Origin of the sequence: Saccharibacillus sp. WB 17 (assembly GCF_008634075.2) — a bacterium.
Lineage (GTDB): Bacteria > Bacillota > Bacilli > Paenibacillales > Paenibacillaceae > Saccharibacillus > Saccharibacillus brassicae.
On sequence record NZ_VPFK02000038.1, the window covers coordinates 47,915 to 58,507 of the forward strand.

Below are 10,593 nucleotides of genomic sequence, written 5' to 3' on the forward strand. Positions count from 1 at the left end.
TTTCAAAATCAGCATACCGAAAAATGCGGCCGCTGCGCGTCGATTTTCGGCTGCGTAAGCTCTCGCGTTCTTGTCTTCCCTACGAAAAGCCCGATGATGGAGCATCCGCGAACTCGTTTGTGCGGCCAGTCGCCTGTCCGTTTTTCGAAATTCGCTTACGGTGTGATGCAGTACCGGGAGGTCCCCGCCGAATATTTCGAACACCTCCACCTCGTCAGCTTGAGCCGCGCATCCCCGTCGGACTGTCGTCCTTCGGCGTTCCGGTCCGGCGGCCAAGCTCTGGCGCTTGTTGAATCCCTACCTCACGATCCTCGCTTTCTGTCTCAAAGTCGGACTTTGTACGGAGTCCTGGCCGCGAAAATATAAAAAGGCCCGCCTGAACGCAAGCGGGCACTTCAACATTATATGATATTCGACCCCGCTTTACAACTCGCGCGTTTGCGAGCGCTCAAACGGCGGCTTAGACGAGCTCGCTGCGCACGACGTCGGCGATCTGTCCGACGACGCGGTCCAGCTGGTCTTTGTCCGGGCCTTCGGCCATGACGCGGATCAGCGCTTCGGTGCCGGACGGACGCACGAGCACCCGGCCTTCGCTGCCGAGCTCCTGTTCCACCGCTTCGACGGCGGCCAGAATCGCCCGGTTGCCTTCGTAGTTGCGTTTGTCCTGCACGCGAACGTTGACCAGCAGCTGCGGGTATTGGCGCATCATCGTTTTGACTTCGCTCAGCGGCTTGCCGGAAGCGGCAAGCGTATCGACGAGCTGAATAGCGGTCAGCATGCCGTCGCCCGTCGTGTTGTGATCGAGGAAGATCACGTGGCCGGACTGTTCGCCGCCCAGGTTGTAGCCGCCTTTGCGCATCTCTTCCATGACGTAGCGGTCGCCGACCGCCGTTTTGAGCGTGCTCAGGCCAAGCTTCTCGGTCGCTTTGTAGAAGCCGATATTGCTCATGACCGTCGTCACGATCGTGCTGCCGTTCAGTTTGCCGGCGCGGTTCATCGCGTCGCCGCAAATGCACAGGATGAAGTCGCCGTCCACGACTTCGCCTTGGTCGTCGATCGCGATCAGGCGATCGGCATCGCCGTCAAAAGCAAGGCCGATCTGCGCGCCGTGCTTCAGCACTTCTTCGCGCAGCGTCTCCGGATGGGTAGAGCCGACGCCGTCGTTGATATTGAGGCCGTTCGGCTCGGCGCCCATTGCGATCACTTCCGCGCCGAGTTCGCGGAACAGGCGGGGAGCCAGTTCGTACGCGGAGCCGTGCGCGCAGTCCAGCACGACCTTGATACCGCGGAACGACTGCTGCACGGTCGTCTTCAGGTAATCGAGGTAGACGAACTTGGACTCTTCGTCGTTCACGACCGTACCGAGAGCCGCGCCTACCGGGCGGGGCAGTTCGTCGGTCTCGGCATCCATCAGCGCTTCGATACGCAGTTCCGTCTCGTCGGACAGCTTGAAGCCGTCGCCGCCGAAAAACTTGATGCCGTTGTCTTCGACCGGATTATGCGAAGCCGAGATCATGACTCCCGCGTCCGCCTTCAGCGTGCGGGTCAGGTAAGCGACCGCCGGCGTCGAGACGACGCCGAGACGGACGACGTTCGCGCCGATCGACAGCAGGCCGGCAATCAATGCCGATTCCAGCATCAAGCCGGAGATCCGCGTATCCATGCCGATCAGTACGGTCGGTTTCTCCACTTTGCCTGCCAGCACATAGCCGCCGCAGCGGCCGACTTTGTACGCCAATTCCGCCGTCAATTCCTTATTCGCTACCCCGCGTACGCCGTCTGTTCCAAAATACTTTCCCATATCGATTCTCGTTCTCCTTTTATTTCAAAAACGTGCGGGCCGTATCCACCGTATTTTAGGTTGCCGTAAAATGCGGACCGATCAAGACCCCGATGCGACGTATTCGAATATGATGATGGTTCAATCTGTCTGACTTTCGATTTAGGGCGAAGAAGTTCCGCCGCTCGGTTCCTCGCCGGTGTCGGGCGTTGGATTCTCGCTTCCCGGCACGGCAGGATCGCCCGGTTCGGCTTGACCCGAATCGGGCGTCTCCTCGACGGCCGGAGGCGTCTCTTCTTCGGGAGCCGCAGGCTCCGGCGCAGTCGTCCCGCCGCCGTCCGAAGGTTCGGGCACGACGGCCGGATCGTCCGGCGCGGCAGGTTCCGGCGCAGGTTCTTCTTCCGTCGTGCCCGGCGCCGAAGGCGTCGCCGCGTCCGGAGCCGGTTCCGGTTCGGTATCCGCCGGCGGCTCGGCCGCGGCGTCTTCGGACGCCTCGCCGATCTCGACCGTCACCGACGGCGCCGAAGCGCCGCCCGCGCGGATGTAATCCGGCAGCTCGACCTTCAGCTGCACCTTGTGCGAACCGGCCTGCAGGCCGCTCAGATCGGCGGTCAGCCGTATATCGCCCGCCGTGATTGTGGACAGGCGATCCGGCGCGCCTTCGATCGTGACATTCATCTTGCCGGAGGACGGATCGGTAATCTTCGCTTCGGCTCCGCTCGGCTGCCCGGTCAAGGTCACCGGCACGTTCTCGATGGTCCGCTGCTCGTAAGGCACGACGTTCACCGTGAACTCGACGGAAGACGGCTCGATACGCTCGATCCCTTCGGGCGCGGCGAGAGCTTCCTTGTAGCGGGTAGATCCTTCCGCTTTGACTTCGCCCAGATCGAGCGTCACGGGCGGATAGCTGTCCAGCCGCTGCAGCACGCTGTCGGGACCGTACAGCGTCACCTGCTGCGCGCCGGCCTCGACGCCCGACAAGATCAGCCCGTCGGGCAGTTCGCCGCTGTAACTCACGTTGAGCGGCAGCGTCTTCGACGACAGGGAAGAGACGTTGGACGAGATCGGAATCTGCACCTTGAGGGACGATGGATTGATGACGGCGTCGTCCAGCACTTCGCCGTTGTTCGAGTAGGCGACCAGCTTGACGCGGCCGGAGATATTGTCGCTTGCCCCGTCCACGCTCATCTCGCCCTGAATCTTCTGAACCTGCTTGATCTGGCTCGAAGGAAGCGTCACCTGCACGGCGCTGCCTTCCGCGAAGACGGGATCGAGTTCCGTGAACCCGTTCTCCGGCACGCCGGTCGTCAGGATGACCGCATTGAATTCCTGCGTCACTTTCTCTTCGATCGTCACCGTCACCCGGGACGGTTCGATCGACAGCAGTTCCACGCCGGCCGGCGGATCGAACTGCAGCGGTACGGTATACTGCCCGGGTTCGGTCACCCGGCTCAAATCCATTTTCACCTGATATTCGGTGCTCGGCAGCAGCGAAGTGATTTGCGAGCGCTGGCCGGACACTTCGACGCTGATTCGCTGCGGCACGACGGACTGCATGACGTATTTGGCATCGTCGAGCCCGTAAGGTTCGATCGACAGATTGGCTATCGTCTGATTCCCCTGGGTATTGCGCGTAATGGTCGGCGTATCCGTATCGACATGAACGATGGCCCACAGAATCAAGGCTACGGCCAGCGCGATAATTTTGGCAGCGGTATTGTTGGCCAACCACTTATCCATTCGGCTCGTCCCCTTTCTTTCTCGAGAACAGGCTCTTCTTGTCCTTGACGGACGGATTCGGCTTCAACAGCTCGTAAAGTTTCGAGACCAGCGCTTCTTCGCTGATATCGCGGACGACTTTTCCGTCCAGGGCAAGCGAGACTTGTCCCGTTTCTTCGGATACGATGACGGACACGGAATCCGCCACTTCGCTGATTCCGATCGCCGCGCGGTGCCTCGTTCCGAGTTCTTTGCTGATAAACGGATTTTCGGACAGGGGCAGATAACAGGCCGCCGCGGACAGCGTGCGTTCCTGAATAATAACGGCTCCGTCATGCAAAGGCGTATTCGGCGTAAAAATATTGATCAACAGCTCCGACGTCACGACGGACTTCATCGGGATGCCCGATTCCGTATATTCGTTAAGTCCGGTATTGCGCTCGAACACGATCAAAGCCCCGATTTTGCGCCGGGACAAATAAGCGACCGATTTCATCAATTCGCCGATCATCTGACCGATCTCGGCTTCGTCCGCGCTGCTCCTGCCCACGAACTTGCCGCGTCCGATCTGCTCCAGCCCACGGCGAAGTTCCGGCTGGAAGATGATGAAGATGGCGACGACCCCGAACGTAAACATGCGGTCCATCAGCCATTTCAGCGTGTACAGGTCGAGCCAACTGCTGATCGCCCAGATGATGACCAGCACGAGAATTCCTTTGAGCAGCTGTACCGCCCGGGTTCCCCGCACGAGCAAAATCAATTGATACACAATATAAGTAACGATCAAAACGTCCGCGACGTCTTTGACCCGATCTGTCCAAGCCGTGTTCGTAAAATAATCCATCATGACCCAAGCCCCCGTTATCTCCGTCTTCCTCAGGCTGCTGGCATCTATGTATGTCCGCCGGCCGTCCAAGCTTCGGAACCGACTGCCGGTTCGGATTGTAGTTCGGATTGATATCTATAGGTTATAACGTTCATGCTTTTGTTGCAAGCCGATGCTGCGCGAGGCAAAAAAGGCGCCGCCGCCCGATAAGGGCGAAGGCGCCGCGCTTCTACTGCGAGATAAGCGGAATTCCGTGCGCCGGCCGGATTCCGGCGGTCTTTCGAACCGATGTCCGCACGATCGCGGCGGCCGACCCTTTACCGGTAAGCGACTTCCGAAAAGATATTCCCGAGCTTGTACCATACCCAGTCGAAAGCTTGGTTGATATCTTTCACCTGGCCCGCGACGTGAGCCGTCGAAGCCTGGTAAGCGGAACCGTCGATTACCGTCACGTTTCCTTCTACATCGCCGTAGATCTTCAGTTCGCCGCGTTCAACGGTCAGATCCCCGGTCACGACCGTCCCTTCCGGAACGATCACGGTGTTACCTTCCACCTGAACGCGATTGAGATCGCTGCCTTTGACGACAAGCTGCGTATCCGCGTTCCAGAATCCGATCGATGTGCCCAGCATAATAAGGATAAAGGCGGCAGCCGCGGTCAGAGCCGGATGCCTGCGCACCCAGTTCCATACGGGACTGTGCTTTTTGGGCTGAGGAAGAAAGCTCATGATGCGATCGGTTGCGTCCTCGGACAACGCGACGGACTCCGTTTTGCGGTTTGCGGCAAACAGCATCATCTCCGTCTCTTCGAGACTTCGAAAAGCCGATCGGCATTCCGGACAGGCGTCTAGGTGACTTTGTAATTCGCGCGCCTGCTCCGAAGGCAGGTCTCCATCCAGATAATCGTGCATAAACGAGACGGCTTGTTTGCATTCCATATGAGCCATATCCTTTCGTGAAAACTCGGTGAAATTGGTGATGGGCCTTATTATGCCCTACTTAATACGCCTTCGATCGGCGATAGTTTCAATTCGAAACGACAAAATCGGACTTTAATCCGATTTTATTAAATCTTGTTCAGGTTTTCGTAAAATTTCGCGGTTTCGGGGCATAAAAAAACCGAAATCGCTCAGCGCTGCGGCGATTCCAGTTTTTTTCGTAAAAATTCCCGTCCCCGGTGCACGCGGGTCTTGATGGTCGTGACGGGCATGTCGAGCACTTCGCTGATCTCCTGAAGAGACAGTTCCTGCAAATAGCGCAAAATCATTACCGTCTTGTACTTCGGAGGCAGCCCGTCGATCGCTTCGTGAATCGTCGTTCGCGTCTCGGAGATCATGTATTCGGTCTCCGGCGTGCGGTTATCGCCCGGAATAAGGGCGTAGCCGTCGGCGCCGTCCTGATCGCCGATCTCCGCGTCGAGCGAATATGTAGGTTTTCTTTTTCTGAGACGGTCAATGCTCAGGTTGGTGCCGATCCGGTATATCCAGGTCGAGAACTTCTGACCGGGATCGTACCGATCCAGATTGCGGTACACGCGCAGAAACGTCTCCTGCACGACATCTTCCGCTTCATGCCGATTACTCAGCATGCGATAGGCGAGATGAAAAATTCGATCTTTATAGAGATCAACGATTTCGGCAAAAGCCCTCTGGTCACCTTTGAGCGCAAGCTTCACCAATCTCGTTTCCAGATTGTCCACCGTGTCTCCCCCAGACTAAGCCTGCTGAATCGGGAACCTGAAGCGCCCTGTCGCTCCGTTTCCGGGGTTCCCTTACCAACTGAAGGCAAGCATTCCTTCCGACGTCCCGACGCGGTGCGCCGCCTGGCTCGTTCTTGTCCGAACCGCAGCGCAAACCACGCGGAATTGCCGTTTTATGCGTATGTTCAAATCGTAATTCATGCGGCGTCAAAAAGCAACACTGCTGCTGTAACTTCTTCCAACCCTTGACAGCGTTCGGCAACAATCCCCGATCTTTTTCTTTTTCCGGAAAATCGAACGAAAAAACCGCGTCTTTCCGTATGAAAGGACGCGGTTTTTCGTGAGACATGCCTGCCACAAACGGGAAGCGGACCGTCGATCAGCCCGTGTTCCGCAATCCGGCGGCAATACCGTTGATCGTCAGCAGCACTTCGCGCAGCATCTCCTGGTCTTCCGGTTCCGCGGAATCGCGCAGCGTGCGAAGTTCGTTCAGCAACTGCACCTGCAAATAGCTGAGCGGGTCCACGTAAGGGTTCCGCAGACGAATCGACTCCTGGATAACCGGTACGTTATCGAGAATCTCCTGTTGGCCGGTAATATCGAGAATGAGCTGCTTCGTCAGCTTGAACTCTTCCTCGATCAAGCCGAAGATTCGGGTACGGCTTTCTTCGTCCCCGTACATCGAAGCGTATTCCTTGGCGATGACCAAGTCCGCTTTGGCGATCGCCATTTGCAGCGAATCGATCAGCGACGTGAAGAACGGGAAGCTGGCGTACATCTTTTTCAGCACTTCCAGATTTTCCGCTTTGCCTTGGTAGAAGCTCTGGATGCCTGTTCCCGCCGCGTACCAGGCCGGCACGAGGTAACGTCCCTGCGTCCAGGCGAACACCCACGGAATAGCGCGGAGATCTTCGAACCGGTCGCTGTTTTTGCGTTTCGAAGGACGGGACCCGATATTCAGTTCGCCGATTTCGGACAGCGGCGTTGCTTCCTTGAAGAAGGACAGGAAATCCGGATCGCGGAAGATCAGATCCTGGTATTTATTCAGCGAAGCTTCGGAAATGTTGCGGGCAATGTCTTCCCACTGGCGCTCTTCCTCCATATAAGAGGTATCCGTCGCGGCGACCGCAGACGTGAGCAGCGCCGAAGTGGCCTGCTCAAGACTGCGGTAGGCAATGCCCCGAAGCGAATAGCGCGAAGACAGCACTTCGCCCTGCTCGGTAATCTTGATGCCGGCGCCGACCGTATGCGGCGGCTGGGCCAGAATGCTGCGGTTAAGCGGCATGCCCCCGCGGCCAAGCGCACCTCCGCGGCCGTGGAAAAACTTGAGCTTGACGTCGTACGAAGACGCCATCTCGGTAATTTCGTTCAGCGCCACGCGCAGTTCCCAGTTGGCGGCGACCACGCCGCCGTCTTTGCTGCTGTCGGAATAACCGAGCATGATTTCCTGCTGATCGTTCCTTGCTTTGACCGCTTCGCGGTAGATCGGAATATCGAACAGCCGCTTCATGATACCGCTTGCGGCTTGCAGGTCGCCGATCGTCTCGAACAGCGGTACCGCTTGCAGCGTGCAGACGACCGTGCCGTCCGAATGCTTGCGGAACAGCCCGACTTCTTTGGCGAAGACCATGACTTCCAGAATGTCGCTGGAAGCTTCTGCCATGCTGATCAGATAGCTGCCGATACAGTTGCGGCCGAATTCGTTCTGGGCCTCGAACACGGTGCGGTATACCTGCAGGCATTCTTCGGTTCCGTCGCTGTACGTCTGGTACGGCGTAGTGAGCGGTCTCGGATCTTCGAGCAGGCCGACGAGCAGCTTGACCTTGTCGTCTTCCGACAGTTCCGGATAGTTGGAGACGATGTTCATGCTGTGAAGAATCTCGGTCATCGCTTTCTCGTGTTCCTGGCTGTGCTGGCGAATATCGAGCGAAGCCGTATGGAAGCCGAACAGTTCGACCTGTCGAACGAGCTTCTTGATCGCGCTGTCGGCCACGTAGTCGGCATGGTGATAGCGCAGACTCCGGTCGATGATCTTGAGTTCCTCGATCAGCTCGGACGGGTCCGCATACCGGTCGGGCTGTCCTTTTTTATCTTCGTCCAACACGTTGTCCAGCTTGCGGATCATATAAGTCAGCTTGACGCGGTAAGGTTCGTTATCGTTATGCCAATTCGCTTTGGCTTCCACCGTGACCGTCTCGCGGTCGCGTTCGATCGACTCCAGCAGCTCGTCCGTGACGTTCACGATACTGCCGCTGAAGCTGAGCATATGGATAAGTTCCACCAGAATGGCGTGGTATTCGCGAATAGCCAGCTTGCGCTGCATCTGGAGCGTCTGCCACGTGACGTTCGCCGTTACGGAAGGATTGCCGTCCCGGTCCCCGCCGATCCAGGAACCGAAGCGCAAATAGTTCGGCACATGCCAGTCATGACCCGGATAGTAGATGTCCAGACAGCGTTCCAGTTCTCCGTATACGTCCGGCAGCACGTGGAACAGCGTCTCGTGGAAATAATACATGCCGTTTCTGACTTCGTCGAGCACGGTCGGTTTGCGGTCGCGCAGCTCGTCGGTCTGCCACAGCGTAATGACTTCGTTCAGCAGTTTCTCGCGCAGCTGTTCGCGTTCGCGGAACGTCAGCGAAGGATCGTCCAGCTTCATCACGTCCGCTGCGATGCGTTTGTGAATGTCCAGAATGACCCGGCGGACCGCTTCTGTCGGATGCGCCGTCATGACAAGTTCAAGCGACAGGTTTTGCAAAAAAGCCTGTACGTCTTCATAGGAGAAGTTCTGTTCTTTCAACTGCTGAACCGAGGTCTCGATCGAGCCCGGCTGCGCGGCTTCGCCGGCAGAACGCTCGTAATCCCGTTTTCTGCGAATACGGTGATTTTGCTCCGCAATGTTGACGAGTTGAAAATAAATGGCGAAAGCCCGAATCACCTGATGTCGGATCTCCGGATCGAGCGAGTAAATTTCCCGTTTGAACTCTTCGTGCAGGTCGGGCAAATAGATAGCGCGAAGCGATTTGCTCAGTTCGCGAATTTTCTCAACTTTATCCAGGAGTTCTTGTCCGCTGTGATGAACGAGCACTTCACCAAGAATATTTCCCAGGAACCGCACATCGCGTCTGAGCAGATTGTTGGAACTGCCTTTGCTTGCGGTTACCATCAGTTCAGTCATTTTACTCCTCCTATCTGTCTGCATCGCATGCTTGCCGATATGACATCTTCATCACATCATACAACAATTCATTTGATAAATCTTCACTTTATAGCGAAAAAGCGACCGGGTATTTCGAGTAACAATCAGCTGAAACAGGAACTTGATTTATGAATGAAAGCGGGTGAAACCTATGTATGGAATACAGAATTCCCGCTTTAAAACTGCGCAGAGCAAAAGCGAATGTATACAACAAAATGGCGTCCACAGAGAACGCCGGGAATATAACAAAAAAGACCGCTTCCGGTCTCTGCTTTTTAGAAATGGAGCGGGTGATGGGAATCGAACCCACGCTACCAGCTTGGAAGGCTGGAGTTCTACCATTGAACTACACCCGCAAAAACAATCGGGATGACACGATTTGAACATGCGACCCCCTGGTCCCAAACCAGGTGCTCTACCAAGCTGAGCTACATCCCGTTATTGATTTGTAAAAATGGCGCGCCCTGAGAGATTCGAACTCCCGGCCTTTTGATTCGTAGTCAAACGCTCTATCCAGCTGAGCTAAGGGCGCAAAAAATATGGAGCGGACGACGGGAATCGAACCCGCGACCCTCGCCTTGGCAAGGCGATGCTCTACCGCTGAGCCACGTCCGCAAAAACACGATAATGCGCGTGGAGGGACTTGAACCCCCACGTCGTAAGACGCTAGATCCTAAGTCTAGTGCGTCTGCCAATTCCGCCACACGCGCAAAGTACGAATGGTGTAAATGGTGAGCCATGAAGGACTCGAACCTTCGACACCCTGATTAAAAGTCAGGTGCTCTACCAACTGAGCTAATGGCTCTCAAATGGCTGGGGGTATAGGATTTGAACCTATGCGTGACGGAGTCAAAGTCCGTTGCCTTACCGCTTGGCTAACCCCCAACAAGAGAGTACATATGGTGGAGGCTGAGGGGCTCGAACCCCCGACCCTCTGCTTGTAAGGCAGATGCTCTCCCAGCTGAGCTAAGCCTCCATATGTATGACCCGTAGGGGATTCGAACCCCTGTTACCTCCGTGAAAGGGAGGTGTCTTAACCCCTTGACCAACGGGCCTTGTAACAAGCTCTCAACCGGGCTCGAACCGGTGACCTCATCCTTACCATGGATGCACTCTACCTAACTGAGCTATGAGAGCAAATGGCTCCCCGAACAGGACTCGAACCTGTGACAACTCGATTAACAGTCGAGTGCTCTACCAACTGAGCTATCAGGGAAAATTGTGCGACTCCAGAGGAGTCGCGAACGGCTTGGCGGCTTCCTACTCTCCCAGGACCCTGCGGTCCAAGTACCATCGGCGCTAGAGGGCTTAACGGTCGTGTTCGAGATGGGAACGTGTGGAACCCCTCTGCCATCACCACCAAACCTAGGCTT

The 10,593-nt window shown here is 56.6% G+C and carries 6 protein-coding genes, 11 tRNA genes and 1 rRNA gene; all 18 read right to left on the minus strand.

The features are described 5' to 3' along the window. Window positions 1-460 precede the first annotated feature (460 nt). Window positions 461-1,801 (minus strand): phosphoglucosamine mutase, encoded by a 1,341-nt coding sequence (glmM, locus tag FTE24_RS17595; protein WP_150235348.1) that lies wholly within the window; start codon window positions 1,799-1,801, stop codon window positions 461-463. Between the two features lie 141 nt (window positions 1,802-1,942). Beyond that, window positions 1,943-3,520, minus strand: a complete 1,578-nt coding sequence (locus FTE24_RS17600) for a CdaR family protein (protein WP_150235346.1) — start codon at window positions 3,518-3,520, stop codon at window positions 1,943-1,945. Further along, window positions 3,513-4,346, minus strand: coding sequence for a diadenylate cyclase CdaA (gene cdaA / locus FTE24_RS17605; protein WP_150235344.1), 834 nt, complete (start codon window positions 4,344-4,346; stop codon window positions 3,513-3,515). The genes FTE24_RS17600 and cdaA overlap by 8 nt, the downstream gene beginning before the upstream one ends. A gap of 296 nt (window positions 4,347-4,642) precedes the next feature. Further along, complete coding sequence (locus tag FTE24_RS17610) at window positions 4,643-5,263, minus strand: zf-HC2 domain-containing protein (protein ID WP_141447260.1); 621 nt, start codon at window positions 5,261-5,263, stop codon at window positions 4,643-4,645. 191 nt (window positions 5,264-5,454) lie between these two features. Beyond that, on the minus strand, window positions 5,455-6,024 hold the full coding sequence (gene sigW, locus FTE24_RS17615; protein WP_141447261.1) for an RNA polymerase sigma factor SigW: 570 nt from the start codon (window positions 6,022-6,024) through the stop codon (window positions 5,455-5,457). Between the two features lie 379 nt (window positions 6,025-6,403). After that, window positions 6,404-9,199: a phosphoenolpyruvate carboxylase gene (gene ppc, locus FTE24_RS17620; RefSeq protein ID WP_150235342.1), complete on the minus strand. Its 2,796-nt coding sequence runs from the start codon at window positions 9,197-9,199 to the stop codon at window positions 6,404-6,406. Between the two features lie 303 nt (window positions 9,200-9,502). After that, window positions 9,503-9,576, minus strand: a tRNA-Gly gene (locus FTE24_RS17625). A gap of 8 nt (window positions 9,577-9,584) precedes the next feature. Next, window positions 9,585-9,658: transfer RNA gene (locus FTE24_RS17630), tRNA-Pro, on the minus strand. Window positions 9,659-9,675: 17 nt separating this feature from the next. Further along, window positions 9,676-9,752: transfer RNA gene (locus FTE24_RS17635), tRNA-Arg, on the minus strand. Window positions 9,753-9,760: 8 nt separating this feature from the next. Then, window positions 9,761-9,835 (minus strand) — tRNA-Gly (locus FTE24_RS17640). Window positions 9,836-9,848: 13 nt separating this feature from the next. After that, window positions 9,849-9,930, minus strand: a tRNA-Leu gene (locus tag FTE24_RS17645). 19 nt (window positions 9,931-9,949) lie between these two features. Further along, a tRNA-Lys gene (locus tag FTE24_RS17650) sits at window positions 9,950-10,025 on the minus strand. A gap of 5 nt (window positions 10,026-10,030) precedes the next feature. Further along, window positions 10,031-10,105 (minus strand) — tRNA-Gln (locus tag FTE24_RS17655). Window positions 10,106-10,120: 15 nt separating this feature from the next. Further along, window positions 10,121-10,196 (minus strand) — tRNA-Val (locus FTE24_RS17660). 7 nt (window positions 10,197-10,203) lie between these two features. Continuing rightward, window positions 10,204-10,275 (minus strand) — tRNA-Glu (locus tag FTE24_RS17665). Window positions 10,276-10,283: 8 nt separating this feature from the next. Next, window positions 10,284-10,357 (minus strand) — tRNA-Thr (locus tag FTE24_RS17670). A 3-nt stretch (window positions 10,358-10,360) separates the two neighbouring features. After that, window positions 10,361-10,436: transfer RNA gene (locus FTE24_RS17675), tRNA-Asn, on the minus strand. 31 nt (window positions 10,437-10,467) lie between these two features. After that, window positions 10,468-10,584 (minus strand): 5S ribosomal RNA (rrf, locus tag FTE24_RS17680). Window positions 10,585-10,593 lie beyond the last annotated feature (9 nt).

Coding starts and splice junctions, on each gene's coding strand:
- cdaA (WP_150235344.1), bottom strand. CDS start 4,346: ATGATGGATTATTTTACGAACACGGCTTGGACAGATCGGGTCAAAGAC.
- glmM (WP_150235348.1), bottom strand. CDS start 1,801: ATGGGAAAGTATTTTGGAACAGACGGCGTACGCGGGGTAGCGAATAAG.
- FTE24_RS17610 (WP_141447260.1), bottom strand. CDS start 5,263: ATGGAATGCAAACAAGCCGTCTCGTTTATGCACGATTATCTGGATGGA.
- FTE24_RS17600 (WP_150235346.1), bottom strand. CDS start 3,520: ATGGATAAGTGGTTGGCCAACAATACCGCTGCCAAAATTATCGCGCTG.
- ppc (WP_150235342.1), bottom strand. CDS start 9,199: ATGACTGAACTGATGGTAACCGCAAGCAAAGGCAGTTCCAACAATCTG.